The following is a 19,239-nucleotide window of genomic DNA, read 5'->3' on the forward strand; positions in this document are numbered from 1 at the left end:
GCCAGTTGCAAGCCGCAGCACGACGCTGGACAAAATCCGGTACACTTTCGCCTTTACTGCACAGCACGTTGAGAAGCCCCATGACAGCCAGACGCATCCTGCTTGGCGTGAGCGGTGGCATTGCCGCCTACAAGGCCGCCGAACTGACCCGCCTGCTGGTCAAGGCCGGCCATCAGGTCGAGGTGGTGATGACCGAGGCAGCCACCCGTTTCGTTACCCCGCTTACCTTTCAGGCCCTGTCCGGCCATGCCGTCTACAGCGATTTGTGGGACCCGCGCCCGGACAACGCCATGGCGCACATCGAACTGTCGCGCCGCGCCGATGTGTTTCTGATCGCCCCGGCCAGTACCAATCTGCTCTACAAGCTGGCGCATGGCGTCAGCGACGACCTCATCTCCACCCTGGCTGCCGCCCGTACCTGTCCGCTGATCGTGGCCCCGGCCATGAACCGCCAGATGTGGCAGAACCCGCCCACCCAGCGCAATGTCGCCCAACTGCGGGCCGACGGGGTGGCAGTTTGGGGGCCGGCCTCCGGCGAACAGGCCTGTGGTGAAGTGGGTGAAGGCCGCATGCTGGAGCCGGAAGACCTCACCGAAATGCTGGAAGGTTTCTTCGCGGCCAAAAACCTGGCCGGCAAAAAAGTGGTGCTGACCGCCGGCCCCACTTATGAAGCCATCGATACCGTACGCGGCATCACCAATATCAGCTCCGGCAAGATGGGCTATGCCCTGGCGCGTGCCTGTCGTGATGCCGGTGCCGAAGTCACGCTGATTTCCGGCCCGACCGGCATGCCAGCCCCCATCGGCATGACGCGCATCAATGTTGACAGCGCACGCCAGATGCACGATAGCGTGATGCTGGAAGTGGGCCGGGCCGATATCTTCATCGCGGTGGCCGCCGTGGCGGACTACCGGGTGAAAAACCGCTCCGCGCACAAGATCAAGAAAGAAGCCGGCCTGCCGGTGATCGAACTGGAAGAAAACCCGGACATCCTGGCCAGCGTCGCCAGCCTGCCGGCAGCGCCCTTCTGTGTCGGTTTTGCCGCCGAAAGCCAGAATCTGCTGGAGTTTGCCGAGCGCAAACGCAAGAAAAAACGGCTGCCGCTGCTGGTGGCCAATCTGGCGCAACACGCCATGGGTGCGGATAGCAACCAGGTGGTATTGCTGGACGATGCCGGTGAGCACGCGCTACCGGAAATGCCCAAGCCCGCCGTGGCCAAGGCCATCGTTGAGCACCTGGCCGCCATGCTCAACCGCTGAGTCGCAACCTCCAGACGACATGCCTAGACAAGGCAGGCCAGCGCGCCTGCCTGCCCACTCCTTATTGCAGGAAAACCATCATGAAACCTGTTGTAGACGTCAAAGTGCTGGACCCGCGCCTGCACGACAACCTTCCCGACTACGCCACGCCCGGCTCTGCCGGCCTGGACCTGCGCGCCGCCATCGACAAGGACCTGCTGATTGCCCCGGGTGAAACCCAGCTGGTCCCCACCGGCATGGCCATCCACATTGCCGACCCCAAACTGGCCGCCATGATCCTGCCGCGCTCCGGCCTGGGTCACAAGCATGGCATCGTGCTGGGCAATCTGGTGGGGCTGATCGATTCCGACTACCAGGGACAGCTGTTCGTTTCGGTGTGGAACCGTGGCCATACCGCCTTCCGGCTGGCGCCGCTGGAACGCATCGCCCAGATGATCATCGTGCCGGTGGTACAGGTGCAGTTCAATCTGGTCGATGATTTCAGTCAGTCAGAACGTGGCGAAGGCGGCTTCGGCAGCACCGGCCGCAGTTGAAGCAAACCTGGACGGCCAGGCTGAAAGCCTGGTCCGTCCCGACGTGGAAAAACCCATCCGTGCTGCATATACTGCATTCATCACCTTGTCATGAATTCAGCATTCGCGCTGGACATCACCACCATGGAAATAAGCAGGACCACCCCGGATACCATGCCCCCAGACTATCCTCTCCCGGAAATACTGGACAGCCTGGTCGAGCTGACTGCCCAGCGCGAACGCAAGACACTGGAAATCAGTCTGCTGACCACGCTACGCGAATTGATGCCCAACTGCACCGTGGCGCTATACAACTGCCGCTGGATCGATGGCCATCCCTGGTGGCGCATCCAGCTTGATCATCCCGACCAAGAACCACTCCCGAACCAGCCCTGGACATTACCCAACAGCAAAATACTGCGCATTCTGCAGCAGCAGGATGAGCGCCAGCCGGTTTACCAAACCGAAACCGGCCTGTGCGTACCGCTCTATCAGATCAACCAGGTGGTGGCGGTGCTGATGGTGACGCCGAACCACGATACCGACATCGACCACACCCTGCTGCTGGCACTGGCACGCATTCACGAAAACTTCCTCAACCTGCTGCACGCCTCGGATAGTGACACCCTCACCGGGCTTAACAACCGCCGCAAGTTCGACTCCCAGCTCTATACCCTGGTCGCCAGCCAGCATCCTGAATTACCCAGGTTGCCCTTTCTCGCCCTGCTGGATATCGATCATTTCAAACGGGTCAACGATAACTACGGCCACATCATCGGCGACGAGGTACTGCTGATGCTGGCTCAGCGCATGCAGCAGTTTTTTGGTGAAGAAGACGGCCTGTACCGCTATGGTGGCGAGGAGTTCGCCATCCTGTTCCGTGCGGTCAGCGCAGAAAAGGCCCAGGCCATCCTGGAGGGCTTTTGTGAACGCATCTCCAATCAGCCCTTCCCGCAGGTAGGTCAGGTCACGGTCAGCATAGGCTTTACCCGGCTCGACCAGAGTTTTGTGCCCTCCCAGGTCATCGACCGGGCCGACAAGGCGCTGTACCACTCGAAAACCAATGGCCGCAATCAGGTCAACCAGTTTGAAGCCCTGCAACAGCAAGGCTTCGTCAACGAGGTAGCAGTCGCCAGCGGCGATATCGACCTGTTCTAGCCGCTACCACCACGCTTAGCGCAGCGAGAAAGCCTCGTGGTGAAAACGCGGCGGCTGCGAGCGACTGGCCAACTGGCGCTGCAGGCTCTGCCCCAATCCCTCCGGCCCGCAAAACCACACATCCGCAGCAGTCGACGGCAAGGCCTGTGCAGTCAGCCGCTGGCCATGATCACTCTCCAGCAGATGCAGCCTTACCCCCAGACGCTCACACGCATGGCGTAACTCATCCAGCCTGACCGCCTCACCGGCATGGCGCACGCAATAAAAGAAATCCACCGGCGCACGCAGTGGCTGCCACTGCGCCTGCAGCCAGGCAAGAAAGGGCGTCACGCCCACCCCACCAGCCACCCATACTTGTGAGCCTTGCGGAGCCAGCCCTTCCTGCCCACCGGTAAAACCGCCATACGGCCCCTCGACGACCACCTCGCCTCCCGGCTGCAGGCGGCCGGGCAAGCTGCGGGTGTAATCGCCCAGTGCCTTGATGACAAAACGTAACTCACCCTGCCCCTGCCAGGCTGATGCAATGGTAAAGGGATGTGCGCCTTCCGCTGCATCAAGTCGCAGCAAGGCAAACTGGCCAGCCAGGTGACCGGGCCAGCGCGGCACGTCACAACGCAACTCCAGCATATTGCCCGGCAAGGCCTCAACGGCAGTAATGGTGCCAACATGCCGCTGCAGGCTGCCCACCTTGCGCCGCAGGGAAACCATCGCGGCATAGCTACCCGCCAGCAGCAGCAGCGCCAGCAGCCAGCCCAGTGGCGTCCACCAGAAAGCAGACGGAGTCAGAATGACGCTATGAAAGGCCCCCATCAGGTAAACCGGGGCAAACAGCTTGTGCAGCTTGCGCCAGAAGCCATATGGCACCATGCGCAGCAAGGCGATGATGACCAGGCCCAGCACAGCCCAGGCCGCCCACTCGCCCACCTGCTTTGCCAGGCTCGTCCAGGAAAACAGATGCGGGCCGCCATGGCGTACCTTGGGGGCAATCAGCCCCAGCTGGATCAGCCAGCGCGGCGACAGGTCCAGCAGCCAGTGTGCCGACAGCATCAGCCCGGCGGCAATGCCCAGGCGGCGATGCAATCCGTAGAGCTTGTCCAGCCCGCCCCACAGTTTTTCCAGCCACAGCGGGCGCATGCCCAGCAGCATGCCCAGCGACATCAGCATGATCAGCTCGACACCACTGAGCAGCATCAGCTCGTGCCGCCAGGCGAAGTAATTGTCCGGCCAGGCAATATACAAGCCGTGACAAAACAGAAAGGCCAGCGCCATCAGCAGCATGGCAGAGGCAACAGGATGGGTTTTCCAACTGAATGTTTTCATGCCCGGTATCCTTCTTTTTATTGATACCCGACATTGAAACGCCCGCAGATGAACCGCTGCTTAAGCCAGCAGGGCTAAATGTGTTTTTGTAATAAGCCGGCGGCAACATTAACAATGATTAGCAATTTGCGGTAAACGCAGCCGGAATCACGAGCCACTATTGACATCCGCCCCTGCAGCCCCATTTAATGCCCTACTTCACTACGCCGTACATTTTGCAGCGTCTCACTTACCCTCCACACAGGAAAATCACATGGCCATTATCGTAAACGGCGTCGAAATCACCGAAGCCATGGTGCAGGCTGAACAGGAAAACCACGCAGACGCGCCCAATCCGCGCGATGCCACCGTACAAGAACTGATCCTGCGCGAACTGCTGCTGCAAAAAGCCAAGGCCGAAGGCCTGGATGGTGCCAATCCGAACGCTGCCATCGGTGCGCTGCTGGAAAAAGAAATCCAGGTTGAGCCGGTGGACGAAGCCACCTGCCGCGCCTTCTACGACGAGTTCCCGGAACGCTTTGCCAGCGGCGAATCCGCCGTGGCCAGCCACATCCTGTTCCCGCTGGGCGCTGGCGACGAGCTGGGCAATATGCTGGCCAAATCCAAGGCCGAAGGCGTGCTGGCCGAAGTGCAAGCCAACCCGGCCCGCTTTGCCGACCTGGCCCGCGAGCACTCCACCTGCCCGTCCGGCCAGCAAGGCGGCAGCCTCGGCCAGTTTGGCCGTGGCCAGATGGTGCCGGAATTCGAACAAGCCGTATTCAGCACCGAAGCCGGCCAGATCACCCCCAGCCTGGTGCAAACCCAGTTTGGCTTCCACATCATCCAGGTCAACGAACGGACCCAGGGCGGCCAGATCGGCTTTGACGACATCAAGGAACGCCTGCAGCAGTACCTGACCCAGATGGCCGGCAACAAGGCCATGCACGAGTATCTGGCCGGGCTGGTACAAGCCGCCAAGATCGAAGGCTATAGCATGCCGGCACTGTAAGCTGTTAGCGCATAGCTGCGGCCATGAGAAACCGGGTTTACCCGGTTTTTTTACATTCCGACATTAAACAAATAACATTAACTGTTTTCAAACATTGCCACTAAACCAGCAGCCTGCTAGGCTGATGCCGTCGGGTCACACTGGCCCAAACACACAGGGAGAACAACAATGCATCTCATCTGGTTTCTACTGGTCGGCATCGTCGCCGGCTGGCTGGGCAGCTTGCTGGTAAAAGGCGAAGGGCTTGGCCTGCTCGGTGACATGGTGGTCGGCATCATTGGTGCCTATCTGGGAGGATTTTTGTTCCGCAGCCTGGGGATCGGTGCTGGCGACGGCATGGTAGGCAGCATCATCGTGGCGACTATCGGTGCGGTGGTGCTGCTGCTGATGGTAAGGCTGGTCAAGCGCAGCTAGCTTCCCGCTACGTATCAAATGGAAATGGCCCTCTCGGGCCATTTTCGTTTTGTACATGAAGCAAGGCGAGAGCCTGTCCAGTCGCAATCCGGCAAGCGCCGGGATTCAGCGCGAATACACCAGCCCGCCGTCCTCGCTCTGCAATGTGCCCACCACCGGCAGCAGCGTCATGCGCTGGAATGGCTGCGGTGCAATCTGGCTGATGTCATCGATGGCGAATGCCGCCAGCCTGGCCTCGGCCCGGGCGGGCGGAATGACAAACCACTGCCATTCACCGTTATCCCCCTGTCGCCGCAAACCCGCACGCGCCCAGGCTTCACTCGCCGGCACCTGGACGATGGCATCGCCATTACGATCGCTCACGGCCTGCCACTGCTTGCCGCTGGCGCTTTCAAACATCACAGCCATCCCCGCCGCCGGGCCAACCCGTGGCATGCCGACAATCGCCACCCAGCTGCCAGCCTCTGCCGGCTTGCGGATATTCAGCTCGTCCTCCTCAAACAGCCGGAAGCGCGGCGAGCCCTGCGGAGACGCCGCCTGCAACAGCACTTTGCCCCCCTCCACCCGCCACTTGCCCTGGGCAAACTGATCGACCGCGCCATAAGTCAGCGACCATTCAAAGCTGGCATCCGGCCGCAACAGCAACTCGCCGCCCACCTCTCGCATATTTTTCAGCCAGTAATGGCCAGCCAGCGTGGCCTCATCCAGCTCTGCCGCCCCCGCAGTGGACAAGCAAGCCCAAGCCAGCACCACGCTGGCCAGCAGGCGGGATAGCAAGTGTTTCATCGATCACTCCCGGCAAATTGAACAAAAGCAGACAATAAGCTGCCCGACCAGAAATGACAATGCAATAGTGCAAGCAATAAACCCTGAGTCAGAACTCAGCCCCGCTGCGGCACCAGCAGCCCGCGCCCAACTGCCGGACGGGCAACAAAAGCCGCCAGCACACGCTGCACTTCGGCAAAATCGTCATAGCCCACCAGATCACCCGCGCCATAGAAGCCAACCAGATTACGTACCCAGGGCAGGATGGCGATGTCGGCAATGGTGTAATCATCACCCATCACCCAATTGCGTCCCTGCAAGCGCGCATCCAGCACGCCCAGCAAGCGGCGCGACTCAGCCACGTAACGGTCGCGCGGACGCTTGTCCTCATAGTCCTTGCCGGCAAATTTGTGGAAAAAGCCCAGCTGGCCAAACATCGGGCCAATCCCGCCCATCTGGAACATCAGCCACTGGATGGTTTCATAACACCCTGCCGGATCAGCCGGCAGGAACTGCCCGGTCTTCTCGGCCAGATACAGCAGGATGGCACCGGACTCGAACAAGGCCAGCGGCTGACCACCCGGACCATTCGGGTCAAGGATGGCTGGAATCTTGTTATTGGGATTGAGTGACAGGAATTCCGGGCTGAACTGGTCCTGACTGTCGAAGCTGACCAGATGCGCCTCGTAAGGCAGGCCGCACTCCTCCAGCATGATGGATACTTTCACGCCATTGGGGGTGGGCAGCGAATACAGTTGCAGCCGCTCCGGGTGGCGGGCTGGCCATTTGCGGGTAATCGGATAGGCGGAAAGGTCGGTCATGGCGAGGCCTTTGCTAATGGGCTGCCGGGCTACTGCGCCGGCAGTGGTCGGGATGTGATCTGGAGAGTGATAGTAGCGGGAATGCTGCCGGCGTGGGGGGCGGCTTGCTGAACGCTGTGTTCGGGAATGTGTGGGGGGTGGGTCTGTGGTGATTAGTGGGTTGGAATCCGCTGCGCGGAAAATGGTTTGCCTGCCGCTTCCGCGCGGCGGACGGGAAAGGGATCTTTGCTTGACCAACGATTCCCACACTTGAATAGCTGGCCGCATTGAATGGCCTGCGGCGGCCCGCCGGGACCCGACCGGGGCGAGACCCGCGAAGTAGCTTTTGCTGTTGCTTTAAACTGGTGAACACCAAGTGGGAATCCGCTACGCGGATGATGTTTTTCACGCCGCTGCCGCGCGGCAAACGGGAAGGAGGGATTGTGTGGCCAATCCCTCCTTCACCTCCCAGGCCACCCCGGGCAAGCATGGCCTGCGGCTCCCCTCCGGGTCCCGTCACTGCTGCGGCACGGCTGGAACTCGCGATTGGCTAACGTCCAATCGCTCAAACAGCCAGCCGCTTAAACCCGCAGCAGCGCCACCCCTCGGCATGCTTGACGGGGGATGGGGTGGCGTCGGTGCGGTGGGGAGTTTGTGGTGGATAGCTGCAATGACGCCCGACTGTGCTGCACCCAGCCCAGTCCTCTCCCAGCAGACGCTATAGAAGCAGCCCCATTTATTCCGTAGGCCAAAACAAAACCAACTAGACCGGGCCCCGTCAGCGCAAGCCGACACGGACGTGCCGCTCAGGATGTTAAGCGGTCGGCTGTCCGCAGCGACACGGTTAGCGCGCCGCAAGTTCCGGCCGCGCCCTGGGCAGCATGGCAGGGGCGGGAATTCGACGCGCTGCGGGTTGCCTTTTCTTTGGCTTCTGTCTTTTGGCAAAAAAAGAAAGAAGCTCGACGGCGGGGCGAGACCCGCGAAGTTAAACCATGTAGCGTGCAAGAGATGTAACATTACACTTTGACAATGACATTGGGAAGTTTAGAAACATATTATGATGAATAGTCATAATCCAATGATCTTGGATGCATTACTTTTTCAATGCCAATTTCAGTCACTCCCCTTTTTATTACTTTATATATTAATGTAAAACTAGGTATCTCCAATAGTGTTAGCCCCATAATTCGTTTTCTTCTCATCCGGATGGCGAAACGATTTTTGGGTATGCCGCGCGGGAAACACGAGTACGTTACCAATGTCTTTGATGCTACGAGCTTTGCCCTACACTCAATTACCCTATAAACTGTTGAAACAAGCCAGCCATCAAGCTCCTTTAATTGTTTCTCATCATCAATCAGCGGGTAAAAACTCATAATGCCCTTGAAATATATTCTCCCACTTCCTCCATTTAAAAAATCAATTAAATCTTGAGTACTGAGCCCACCGTACATGTATCGTCTAATTTGCGCCAACGCAATTAGCAATGCCTTATCCCCATGAGGTTTTGGTAATAATCTAGCATTTACTGGTGTTTGCTTTAGTGGTTGAATTAAATTCTTGTAAAGAAGGTATGATATCTGTTTTTTAATTTTATTGACCGAGTTGGGTTTTATCGACACTTTGTCGACCGCAATTGAATAGCCAAGAAAATTAAATGCGCTTTTTGAGTGAATTTCGGCCGGCATATCTCCCTTAATAAGCAGACTTATGCCATCGGACTTCTTAGTATTGACCTTTACTCCGGCCTCATTCGAAAAATCAGAAATTAATTCAAACGATCTGCAAATGCTTGAATAACTATCGCTCCAGACAATAGTATCGTCAGCGTATCTGGCAAATTTCAAACCAGCCTTTTCAAAACTTCTATCCAATTTCCAGCAAACCATATTTGCTAAAAATAGCGAGATGGAAGTGCCTTGCGGTATTCCACGCTCTCGCGTTTCCAAAAATGCATTGATTACATACTTATCCTCTTCACCAATAAGAAATCCATTTTTATCGTACTGATCATGCAAGTATTGATGAGAAATTGACCCGAAAAAATCAGAAAAATCAAACTCTGAAATAAATGCTCTTGAATTTTCTTTTAGCGATACCGATACGTCTTGAATTGCAAAATGTACATTTCTATCATTTCTGTAGGCGTATGAGAACGAACTAAATCGATGCTTATTTTTTTGAAGCAATCTATTGTAAAATAATTTCGACACAACAGAATCTGGAATGGTGTAAATAGATACTTCTCGGCAACCACCGTCAGATTTTTGAATCTTCCTTACAAAGGGAGGATGGGGCTTGTATATCCTAGTTTCAATCGCTTTTGCTATGGATTTTGCTATGCTTTTTGATTTTCTTTTTACATAAAATGGATTAAATTTACTATCAATATTCCAATAATCAGGTTTGTGAATGATTTTATCAGAATTTATGATAAGTCGTTCTTCATTCCTTTTGTGCTCAAGATGCAAGTAGTTGTGATATTGATGATAGCGTCTAATTAATTTCTTACATTCTTCTTGTATTAATAGTTCTAGCCTATACTCCAATTTGAACATATTGCTCTCCAGTTTTTTAAACAAAAAGCCCAAGCGATTAGCTTGGGCTTTCCACGGGTCCAACCTGTCAAAAATAAGTTACCACTTGGTTAAGTTGGTTTTGATGCCAAAGTCCCATCTGGCACATGACTACACTCAAAAGTGGAGACACATCCCATCAAAAAGGGGACCCGTTCTTTCCATAAGAAAGTTGAGAAAATTTAGCAAGTAATTTAATAAAAATCAACTTCTAATCAAGCCAGCTTCGCCAACTGCCCCTTCACCTTCTCCATCTTGTCATTCAGCTCCGCCAGTTGCGCCTTGTCGCGCTCCACCAGATGCGCCGGGGCCTTGTCTACATAGCCCGGTTTTTCCAGCTTGGCGGTCAGCTTGGCCAGCTCGGCTTCCAGCTTGCCCAGCTCCTTGGTCAGGCGAGCGGTTTCGGCGGCCTTGTCCACTTCCACCTTCAACATCAGGCGGGCGTTGCCGGACATGGCAACCGGGGCGTCGTCTGCCGGCAGGGTGGCAACGATGCTGCCCTCGGTCAGGCGGGCCAGCAGCTTCAGGTAGGGAATGAAGTCCGCTACCGAGGCATCGCTGGTTTCAATGAACAGCGGGGCCTTGACGGCCGGGCCGATGCCCATTTCGCCACGCAGGTTGCGCACGGCGTTGACCATGTCCTTGAAGGCATCCATGCGGGCGTTGGCCTCGGCATTGATCTTCTCCGGCACCGCCACCGGCCATTGCGCCAGCATGATGGAGTCGGTGTGCTTGGCGTTGGCCAGCGGGGCAACGGTTTGCCACAGCTCTTCGGTGATGAAGGGCATCAGCGGGTGGGTCAGGCGCAGGGCCACTTCCAGCACGCGCACGATGGTGCGACGGGTGGCGCGTTGCTGGGCTTCGTTGCCGTTTTGCAGCTGTACCTTGGCCAGTTCCACATACCAGTCGCAGTACTCGTTCCAGATGAATTCGTAAATGATCTGGGCGGCCAGGTCGAAGCGGTAGGTTTCCAGCGCATTGGTGACGTCGGCTTCGGCCTGCTGCAGACGGCCGATGATCCACTGGTCGACAAAGCTGAATTCCAGCGGCAGGCTTTCGTCCTGGCCGCAGTCCTTGCCTTCCACGTTCATCATCACGAAGCGGGTGGCGTTCCACAGTTTGTTGCAGAAGTTGCGGTAGCCTTCGGCGCGCTTGAAGTCGAAGTTGACGCTGCGGCCCAGGGTGGCGTAGCTGGCCATGGTGAAACGCAGGGCGTCGGTGCCGTAGGCCGGGATGCCTTCCGGGAACAGCTTTTCGGTAGCCTTGGCAATCTGCGGGGCTTTTTCCGGGCGGCGCAGGCCGGTGGTGCGTTTTTCTACCAGCGGTTCCAGCGCGATGCCGTCGATCAGGTCCACCGGGTCAATCACATTGCCCTCGGACTTGGACATCTTCTTGCCTTCGTGGTCGCGCACCATGCCGTGGATGTAGACGTCACGGAACGGTACCTTGCCGGTGAAGTGCTTGGTCATCATGATCATCCGGGCAACCCAGAAGAAGATGATTTCGTAACCGGTCACCAGCACATTGGAGGTGACAAAGGCGTTCAGTTCCGGGGTTTCTTCCGGCCAGCCCAGGGTGGAGAACGGCACCAGGGCGGAGGAGAACCAGGTGTCCAGCACGTCCTGTTCGCGGCGCAGGGTCTTGCCCGGGGCTTGTGCCTGGGCTTCGGCTTCGCTGCGGGCGACGATGATGTTGCCGTCTTCGTCGTACCAGGCCGGGATCTGGTGGCCCCACCACAGCTGGCGGCTGATGCACCAGTCCTGGATGTTGTTCATCCACTGGTTGTAGGTGTTGACCCAGTTTTCCGGGATGAAGCGTACTTCGCCGGACTGTACCGCGTCGATGGCCTTGGCGGCGATGGACTGGCCGGTGGGGTCGGGCTGGCCGTCTTTATCTACGGCGACCTTGTCCATGGCGACAAACCACTGGTCGGTCAGCAAGGGTTCGATGACGGAGCCGGTACGGTCGCCACGCGGCACCATCAGCTTGTGCGGCTTGGTTTCCAGCAGCAGGCCCTGCGCTTCCAGATCGGCCAGCATGGCTTTACGGGCGGCGCTGGTGCTGAGGCCGGCATAGGCGGCCGGCAGGTCGATGGTGCCTTGTACCGAGCCGTCAAAGCCGAACACCTGGGCGCGCGCCAGCATGGTGGCTTCCAGGCTCATCACGTTGATCAGCTGGGTGCTGTGACGCTTGCCCACCTGATAGTCGTTGAAGTCGTGCGCCGGGGTGATCTTGACGAAGCCGGTGCCAAAGGCGGCATCCACGTAGTCGTCGGCAATCACCGGGATGGTGCGGCCGGTCAGCGGCAGTTGCAGCTGTTGGCCCAGCAGGTGCTGGTAGCGTTCGTCAGTGGGGTTGATGGCCACGGCCACGTCGCCCAGCAGGGTTTCCGGGCGGGTGGTGGCAACGGTGACAAACTCGTTACTCCCAACTACCGGGTATTTGATGTGCCACATGTGGCCGTCTTCTTCCTCGGAAACCACTTCGAGGTCAGAGATGGCGGTGCCCAGTTTCGGGTCCCAGTTGGACAGGCGCTTGCCACGGTAGATCAGGCCTTGCTCAAACAGTCGGACGAACACTTCGGTCACCACTTCGGCGCGGGTGTCGTCCATGGTGAAGTATTCACGGCTCCAGTCCACCGAACAGCCGACGCGGCGCATCTGGCTGGTGATGGTGCCACCGGATTTTTCCTTCCACTCCCACACCTTGGCGGTGAAGGCTTCGCGGCCCATGTCATGGCGGTTGATGCCCTGCTCGGCCAGCTGGCGCTCCACCACGATCTGGGTGGCGATGCCGGCGTGGTCCGTGCCGGGAATCCACACCGTGTTGTCGCCCTTCATGCGGTAGTAGCGGGTCAGGCCATCCATGATGGTCTGGTTGAAGGCGTGGCCCATGTGCAGGGTGCCGGTGACATTGGGCGGCGGCAGCTGAATGGCGAAGGACGGCTTGGTGGTGTCCATGCTCGGCTTGAAGTAGCCGGCCTGTTCCCATTGTTGGTACCAGCGACGTTCGATATCGCCCGGTTCAAAGCTCTTGGCAAGTTCCATGGTGGTGAATGGTGTGTCTTATGCTGAAAAAATGGGTCGATTATACCCTTTTTTACGGTGTTCTCCGAGCCGGCAGCCCGTCGTCGCAGTGGCATTTGTCATACAAGGTTTACTGACAGATAGGCCGGTTTCGACAATAATGGGCACACTTCTCTTGACCGACAGCAAAATATCCATGAGCACGGCCGCCCCGCGCATTCTCGTGATCGAAGACAGCCTGATGCTGATCCGCCCGCTCTGCCGGATGGTCAACAAGCAAAGCTTTGTCGCGGTTCCCGTCACCAGCATGGCCGAAGTACAGCAGGCGCTGGCCGACGACCCACGCTTCATGGCTGCCGTGGCTGATTACTGCCTGCCGGACGCCCCCAGTGGCGAGGTACTGCCGCTTTTGCTGGAAAACCGCATTCCCACCGTGGTGCTGACCGCACATAACGATATGCAGACGCGCGAACGCGTGCTGTCCATGCCGGTGGTGGACTACATCCCCAAGGAAAGCCCGTCCGCCTTTGAGTACGTAATGAAGATGCTGCGCCGCATCCGCATCAATCCCGGCATCAAGGTGCTGGTGGTGGACGACTCCCAGGCGGTGCGCCAGTTCTTGCGCATGCAGCTGGAACGCCATCTGTATCAGGTACTGGAAGCTGCCGACGCCGAAGAGGCGCTGGGCATCCTGCGGCGCGAAACCGGCATCAAGCTGGTGCTGACCGATCACGACATGCCGGGCATGGACGGGGTACGCATGACCAGCACCGTGCGCCGCTTCCTCGACCACACCCGCCTGGCCATCATCGGCATTTCCGGCAGCCAGGACCCCACCATGACCGCGCGCTTCATCAAGGCCGGGGCGGATGACTATCTGCAAAAGCCCTTCAATTACGAAGAATTTTTCTGCCGCGTCACCCGCAACGTGGAATTTGTGGAAAACCTGCAGGCACTGCAGGAGTCCGCCAACAAGGACCCGCTATCCGGCCTGTCCAACCGCCGCCACTTCTTTGCGCAGGTTGCCGGCTTGCGCCACAACTACAGCGTGGCCGTACTGGACATCGACCTGTTCAAGCGCATCAACGACGGCTATGGCCACGACATCGGCGACCAGGTGATCTGCCAGACCGCGCGCCTGCTGGAGTCATTTTTCCCGGACGACATCATCGCCCGCTTTGGCGGCGAGGAGTTTGTCATCCTGGCGCAGCCGATGGACGCTCCCGGCATGCTGCGTCAGCTGGACAAACTGCGCCGGGCGCTGGCGAACCTCATCATCAGCACACCGCTGGGCGACTTGCGCTTTACCGTGAGCATCGGCATGGCCGCTGCGGTAGAAGCCGACATCAGCCCCCTGCTGAAACAGGCCGACAACTATCTGTATCAAGCCAAGCACAACGGCCGCAATCAGGTATGCGGCGGCATGACCGACCAGCCCAGCGACGAAGCGTCTGTCGCATCGGCATGAAAAAAGGGGGAAGCCCCCCTTTTTTTGTAAGTATCAGCATGGCGGACTCACCCGCCACGCCGCACATCGTTCAATGACTGGCCGATTTGGAAAACAGGTTCAACACCAGCACGCCGGACATGATCATGCCAATGCCTATCATGGCTGGCACATCCAGCTTTTGCCCGTAGAGCTGCCAGGCCACCAGCGACACCAGCACGATGCCCACGCCAGACCAAATGGCATACACCACCCCCACCGGCACATGGCGCAAAGTCAGCGACAGCATGTAAAAGGAAATCATGTAGCCGATGGCCGTCACCAGCGACGGCCCCAGCCGGGTAAAGCCCTCGGTCAGCTTCATCGACGAGGTGGCCACCACCTCGGACAGAATGGCTACCGACAGGAAAATCCAGGCATTATTCATATTCACTCTCCTGCAGCGCCCTCGGCGCGAAGCCGGGCAGTATGCCTGCGCTGTATGACACGCAGGCGAATCCGGTCGTAAGCCAGATTGAACACATAGGTATAAGGCAGGAAGAAGGCAAAAAAGCCCAGATCGAGCAAAAATGCCTGCCAAAACGATACCGCCAGCCACCACGCCGCCAACGGCACCAGCATCACCACCAGCCCTCCTTCAAACAGCAAGGCATGCGCGCTGCGGACCCACACCGTGCGTGTCAGCCCCCAGCGCCTTTCCGCTCGCTCGAACAGCGCGTTGAACAGCATGTTCCACAACATGGCCACACTGGACATCATCAGCGCCAGCAAGCCCATATGCCCCAGCCCGGTGTCCATCACCAGCGAAGCCAGCGGCACCAGCAGGATCATGGCGCACAGCTCGTACAGCACGGCATGAAAAATCCGTTCGCTGATAGGCTTGTCGTGTTGCGTCTGCATGGTGTTTCCTCCGGCTAATGCTGCTGACTGGTTCTGATCGGGTGACATTGTGATTGGTTTGACGGATAGTTAAAAAATAAAACCCATCGGAAAGTCCGATATGTCACTGTCGCTAGACGCCATCGCCGCCTTCAGCACCGCCGCCGAGCTGGGCTCCTTTTCCGCTGCCGCCCGTCGGCTGGGCAAGAGCCAGTCCACCATCAGCGAAGCCATTGCCAATCTGGAAATCGACCTGGGCGTCAGCCTGTTCGAGCGCAGCGGCCGCCAGCCCGTGCTCACCCCTGCCGGCCAGCAATTGCTCAGCCATGCCCGCCAACTGCTGGATGCCAGCGACACGCTGGGCCGGGTGGCCGGCCTGTTGGGTGGCGGGCTGGAGCCACGGCTGACCATCGTGCTATCCGACACCTTCCAGTCGCAGGCGCTGGAACAGATGCTGCGCCGTTTCGAGCAGCAGTTTCCCGCGCTGGAACTGGAAACGCTGGTGGCAGAAAAAGAAGACGTGATCGATCTGGTGGAAAGCGGCCGTGCCCAGCTGGGTTTTGTCTCGGGCCTGGCGCGCTATCCGGCCGACATCGGCCATTACCCCATGGCGGATGCCAGCCAGAGCAATCTGTATGTCGCCAGTGGCCACCCGCTGGCGACACTGCCGGAAGTCAGCCGCGAACAGCTGGCCGCCGAGCGCGAGTTGCGGCTGAACACCTATTACGGCCCGCCCAGTGCCACCCTGAGCGCACGCTGCTGGTCCGCCCCCAGCTATCTGCTGCTACTGGAAATGACACGGCTGGGTTTTGGCTGGGCCGAACTGCCCTGCTGGCTGGCGGTCAACTTTGGCGGCGATGAACTGCAGGCACTGAATGTGGCCGGCTGGCCCAAGTCAGTCAGGGTGGATCTGGTGTGGTCGCAAGCCCGCCAGCCCGGGCGGGCAGCGGCATGGGTGCTGGCGCAGCTGATGGGGACGGGGGGATAGCAGGCCGGCTTCATCCCAGCCGGAATCAACTAACAAGTCGCCAAGGCGTATGCAATCAGCTTTGCGTTGCCAGCGCCCAGCCTACTTCCCAGTAGGACGCCTCGCCACGTGACAACAACGGCCCGCCCCACACCATCCCCCACAACCACAAATGAATATCCAATATTATTTGGACGAACTGCAATTTCCTGGTGTAGCCATATCCAGATCCGCAATATCAGCTTTTCCCTTTTCTTCAGAAACTTGCTCCAAGCCAGCACCACCCACAAACATACCTAGCTTGATATATTGACGAATAAAATAATTCTTACCTGCATCAAACATTACATCAATTGAATTTGCCGAAAACTCTGATTCGGTATCAATTTTATGAACCTTACCGCCAGAAACTTCAGTATGAAAAAAAACGTCCGGGGCGCTCTCACCCACACACTTGCCGTCAATAAACAAGTCTTTCCTAAGTGCCTTACCGACAAAGCTATTACGATAGATATAAACACCAGCATTACCAGCACTGGGGGGATTGAACTCCTTGGCTTTGGCTGAAGCTTCCTTAGGTGCCATGTTTACTGATGCACAGCCGGTAAACAGTAGGGATATAGTCATAGCAATAGCAAGCGAGGCTTTCATCGATCAGTCCATATTTTTAATCATAGAGCTCGACACTCTACAGTAAAAAAACAATGGCATAAAGCATAATTCACCTAGGAAAATACACATAAATCACAACAAATTCTTACAACTATTTTTTTGAAAAGTTACTTAAATGCAATGAAAAACCCATGCAGTGCATAACCAATCAGAACAAAAATAATTAAGAACAGTAGGCACCGACCCATTTAGTGCAATACGGGCGAAGCAAAAGAAAGAAGCTCAACAGCAGGGCGAGACCCGCGAAGTTAAACGCAGCGATGCACCATCGTTTGTCGCACAGCAAGGATCAAACCGTTTAAACATCGGGTATCCGCTATGCCGACACCTACTACACCGCCTTGCGTAGCGCCCAGTCAAAAGCCCGCGTCGACAACACCCGGCGCAAAAACCAGAACACCTTGGTCGGCGTGGTCACGCGGTAACGCGCGGCAGGGCGCGGCACGGTAATGGCACGCCACACCTCTTCGGCTACCGCCGTGGCCGGCAGAGTGAACGGCGCGGCGTGGCCTTCTTTTTTCAGCCGCACCAGCTGGCCTTCGTACTCCTCGCGGTGCACGCTGCCCGCCACATCGACATTTTTCAGGAAACGTTGCAGGGCATTGGGGCGGAAGCGGCTTTCAATCGGCCCCGGCTCCACCAGTGACACAAAGATGCCGCTGCCGTGCAGCTCCTGGCGCAGGGTGTCGCACAGGCCTTCCATGGCGAACTTGCTGGCGTTGTAAGCACCGCGCCAGCGCATGGCGGCAAAGCCCAGAATGGAGCTGTTATAGATGATGCGGCCATGACCCTGGGCACGCATGACCGGCAGCACGGCATTGGTCAGCTCCCACGGCCCGAACAGATTGGTCTCGAACTGTTCGCGCATGGCCTGGCGGCTGATGTCTTCCACCGCACCCGGCTGGCCAAAGCCGGCATTGTTGAACAGGGCATCCAGCCGGCCACCGGTCTGGCCCAGCAGCTGCTGCAACGCGGCATGAATGGAGGCGCTGTCGGTCACATCCAGTTGCAGGCTTTCCAGCCCTTCCGCCTGTAGCCGGGCCACATCGTCGGCACTGCGGCAGCTGGCAAACACGCGCCAGCCACGCTGCTGCAACAGCTTTGCCGTGTGGTAACCAATACCGCTGGAGCAGCCGGTAATCAGAATGCAGGGGGAGTGGGACACGGGACAACCTCGTCGAAATCACGGAAACAGGCGGAACCCTACACCATCCACCCGGCATTGCTAAAGCGCTTTCACCGCCGCGCCCGTTGCCGACAAAGTTATCGTATCGCCGGAGAAATGGAATAAAATGGCCGACTACCGATTTTGCAACAAGGAAAACGCCATGGCGAAATCCGCCAAAGCCCCGGCCAGCTTTGAAACCGCGCTGGCCCAGCTGGAGGACATCATCCAGGCGATGGAAGGCGGCGACCTGCCGCTGGAGTCTGCGCTCACCTCGTACAAGCAAGGCATCGAGCTGATCAAGTTCTGCCAGGGCAAATTGTCCGACGCCGAGCAGCAACTGAAAATTCTGGAAAACGACGAACTCAAACCGCTGGACCTCAGCAATGGCCAATGAATCCTTCATCGGCTGGATGACGCAGATCCAGCAAACCATGGAAACCGCGCTGGAGCGTTTTCTGCCCTCCGCCGACAGCCTGCCGCAACGCCTGCATGAAGCCATGCGCTATGTCACGCTGCAGGGCGGCAAGCGGGTGCGCCCGCTGCTGGTATTTGCCGCTGGCGAACTGAGTGGTGCCAGTACCGAGAACCTGGCCCGCGCCGCTGCGGCGGTAGAAATGATCCACGCCTATTCGCTGGTGCACGACGACCTGCCCTGCATGGACGACGATGTGCTGCGCCGTGGCAAGCCCACCTGTCATGTGGCATTTGACGAAGCCACCGCCCTGCTGGTGGGTGATGCGCTGCAGACGCTGGCTTTCGAACTGATCGCCACCCCGATGGAAGGTGTTCGCCCGGCGACCCAGCTCAGCCTGTGCCAGACGCTGGCACGTGCGTCCGGTCATGCCGGCATGGCTGGTGGCCAGGCCATCGATCTGGCCAGCGTTGGCCATAGCCTGAACCTGCCAGAGCTGGAGTTCATGCACATGCTGAAAACCGGCGCGCTGATCCGCGCGGCGGTGATGCTGGGTGCGCAAGCCGGCCAGCCGCTGTCTGCAGTCCAGATCGAACAGCTGGACATCTTCGCCAAACGCATTGGCCTGGCTTTTCAGGTGGTGGACGACGTGCTGGATTGCGAAGCCGATACCGCCACGCTGGGCAAGACCGCTGGCAAGGATGCCGCCAATGACAAGCCGACCTATGTCAGCCTGATGGGACTGGCCGAAGCCAAGCAGTTCGCCCAGGAACTGTGTGCCGAAGCTTTTGCCGCACTGGAAGGCTTTGGCCCGGATGCCGACCGACTGAAACAACTGGCCGACTATATCGTAGCCCGCTCGTTTTAACCGCAGAA

18 protein-coding genes are annotated in these 19,239 nt (G+C 58.0%); 9 read left to right on the forward strand and 9 right to left on the reverse strand.

Features of this window, described 5'->3' with window-relative positions; genetic code table 11:
* The first annotated feature begins 80 nt into the window (after positions 1-80).
* The 3 genes from coaBC (at position 81) to FAZ30_RS18770 (ending at position 2,929) form a co-directional block, all read left to right on the forward strand.
* Positions 81-1,259 (forward strand): bifunctional phosphopantothenoylcysteine decarboxylase/phosphopantothenate--cysteine ligase CoaBC, encoded by a 1,179-nt coding sequence (gene coaBC, locus FAZ30_RS18760; RefSeq protein WP_137010019.1) that lies wholly within the window; start codon positions 81-83, stop codon positions 1,257-1,259.
* An 80-nt stretch (positions 1,260-1,339) separates the two neighbouring features.
* Positions 1,340-1,792, forward strand: coding sequence for a dUTP diphosphatase (dut, locus tag FAZ30_RS18765; RefSeq protein WP_059286425.1), 453 nt, complete (start codon positions 1,340-1,342; stop codon positions 1,790-1,792).
* A 90-nt stretch (positions 1,793-1,882) separates the two neighbouring features.
* Positions 1,883-2,929, forward strand: coding sequence for a GGDEF domain-containing protein (locus FAZ30_RS18770; protein ID WP_137010020.1), 1,047 nt, complete (start codon positions 1,883-1,885; stop codon positions 2,927-2,929).
* Between the two features lie 15 nt (positions 2,930-2,944).
* Here FAZ30_RS18770 and FAZ30_RS18775 read toward each other — a convergent pair whose 3' ends face one another.
* Positions 2,945-4,249, reverse strand: coding sequence for a ferredoxin reductase family protein (locus FAZ30_RS18775; protein ID WP_124643678.1), 1,305 nt, complete (start codon positions 4,247-4,249; stop codon positions 2,945-2,947).
* Positions 4,250-4,502: 253 nt separating this feature from the next.
* Between FAZ30_RS18775 and FAZ30_RS18780 the strand changes: the two genes are divergently transcribed.
* Both FAZ30_RS18780 and FAZ30_RS18785 read left to right on the forward strand, forming a co-directional pair.
* On the forward strand, positions 4,503-5,237 hold the full coding sequence (locus FAZ30_RS18780; RefSeq protein ID WP_124643677.1) for a peptidylprolyl isomerase: 735 nt from the start codon (positions 4,503-4,505) through the stop codon (positions 5,235-5,237).
* 168 nt (positions 5,238-5,405) lie between these two features.
* Positions 5,406-5,651, forward strand: a complete 246-nt coding sequence (locus FAZ30_RS18785; RefSeq protein WP_124643676.1) for a GlsB/YeaQ/YmgE family stress response membrane protein — start codon at positions 5,406-5,408, stop codon at positions 5,649-5,651.
* Positions 5,652-5,756: 105 nt separating this feature from the next.
* On the opposite strand, the gene FAZ30_RS18790 is transcribed toward FAZ30_RS18785, so the two are convergent.
* From FAZ30_RS18790 to FAZ30_RS18805, 4 genes are all read right to left on the reverse strand, one after another.
* Complete coding sequence (locus FAZ30_RS18790) at positions 5,757-6,437, reverse strand: hypothetical protein (RefSeq protein WP_124643675.1); 681 nt, start codon at positions 6,435-6,437, stop codon at positions 5,757-5,759.
* 95 nt (positions 6,438-6,532) lie between these two features.
* Positions 6,533-7,237 (reverse strand): glutathione S-transferase N-terminal domain-containing protein, encoded by a 705-nt coding sequence (locus FAZ30_RS18795; protein ID WP_124643674.1) that lies wholly within the window; start codon positions 7,235-7,237, stop codon positions 6,533-6,535.
* A 1,034-nt stretch (positions 7,238-8,271) separates the two neighbouring features.
* Positions 8,272-9,774, reverse strand: coding sequence for a reverse transcriptase domain-containing protein (locus tag FAZ30_RS18800; RefSeq protein WP_137010021.1), 1,503 nt, complete (start codon positions 9,772-9,774; stop codon positions 8,272-8,274).
* 233 nt (positions 9,775-10,007) lie between these two features.
* Positions 10,008-12,839, reverse strand: a complete 2,832-nt coding sequence (locus FAZ30_RS18805) for a valine--tRNA ligase (protein WP_137010022.1) — start codon at positions 12,837-12,839, stop codon at positions 10,008-10,010.
* A 175-nt stretch (positions 12,840-13,014) separates the two neighbouring features.
* Between FAZ30_RS18805 and FAZ30_RS18810 the strand changes: the two genes are divergently transcribed.
* Positions 13,015-14,286 carry a diguanylate cyclase gene (locus FAZ30_RS18810; RefSeq protein ID WP_137010023.1) on the forward strand — a complete coding sequence of 424 codons (1,272 nt, stop codon included), beginning with the start codon at positions 13,015-13,017 and terminating at the stop codon, positions 14,284-14,286.
* Between the two features lie 70 nt (positions 14,287-14,356).
* Here FAZ30_RS18810 and FAZ30_RS18815 read toward each other — a convergent pair whose 3' ends face one another.
* On the reverse strand, positions 14,357-14,692 hold the full coding sequence (locus FAZ30_RS18815) for a DMT family transporter (RefSeq protein WP_124643670.1): 336 nt from the start codon (positions 14,690-14,692) through the stop codon (positions 14,357-14,359).
* Between the two features lie 2 nt (positions 14,693-14,694).
* A complete protein-coding gene (locus tag FAZ30_RS18820; protein ID WP_124643669.1) occupies positions 14,695-15,165 on the reverse strand; it encodes a multidrug/biocide efflux PACE transporter in 471 nt (156 codons plus the stop codon).
* A gap of 100 nt (positions 15,166-15,265) precedes the next feature.
* On the opposite strand from FAZ30_RS18820, the gene FAZ30_RS18825 reads away from it, so the two are divergent.
* Positions 15,266-16,132, forward strand: coding sequence for a LysR family transcriptional regulator (locus tag FAZ30_RS18825; protein ID WP_124643668.1), 867 nt, complete (start codon positions 15,266-15,268; stop codon positions 16,130-16,132).
* A 165-nt stretch (positions 16,133-16,297) separates the two neighbouring features.
* Here FAZ30_RS18825 and FAZ30_RS18830 read toward each other — a convergent pair whose 3' ends face one another.
* Both FAZ30_RS18830 and FAZ30_RS18835 read right to left on the reverse strand, forming a co-directional pair.
* Positions 16,298-16,762, reverse strand: a complete 465-nt coding sequence (locus FAZ30_RS18830) for a DUF2846 domain-containing protein (RefSeq protein WP_124643667.1) — start codon at positions 16,760-16,762, stop codon at positions 16,298-16,300.
* Positions 16,763-17,114: 352 nt separating this feature from the next.
* A complete protein-coding gene (locus FAZ30_RS18835; protein ID WP_124643666.1) occupies positions 17,115-17,948 on the reverse strand; it encodes an SDR family oxidoreductase in 834 nt (277 codons plus the stop codon).
* Positions 17,949-18,111: 163 nt separating this feature from the next.
* On the opposite strand from FAZ30_RS18835, the gene FAZ30_RS18840 reads away from it, so the two are divergent.
* Both FAZ30_RS18840 and FAZ30_RS18845 read left to right on the forward strand, forming a co-directional pair.
* On the forward strand, positions 18,112-18,345 hold the full coding sequence (locus FAZ30_RS18840; protein ID WP_059284794.1) for an exodeoxyribonuclease VII small subunit: 234 nt from the start codon (positions 18,112-18,114) through the stop codon (positions 18,343-18,345).
* The gene (locus tag FAZ30_RS18845; RefSeq protein WP_124643665.1) at positions 18,335-19,231 is read left to right on the forward strand and encodes a polyprenyl synthetase family protein; all 897 of its coding nucleotides are present in this window, start codon (positions 18,335-18,337) and stop codon (positions 19,229-19,231) included. Before FAZ30_RS18840 ends, FAZ30_RS18845 begins: the two co-directional genes overlap by 11 nt.
* Positions 19,232-19,239 lie beyond the last annotated feature (8 nt).

The sequence above is a fragment of the Aquitalea aquatilis genome (genome assembly GCF_005155025.1).
GTDB lineage: Bacteria > Pseudomonadota > Gammaproteobacteria > Burkholderiales > Chromobacteriaceae > Aquitalea > Aquitalea aquatilis.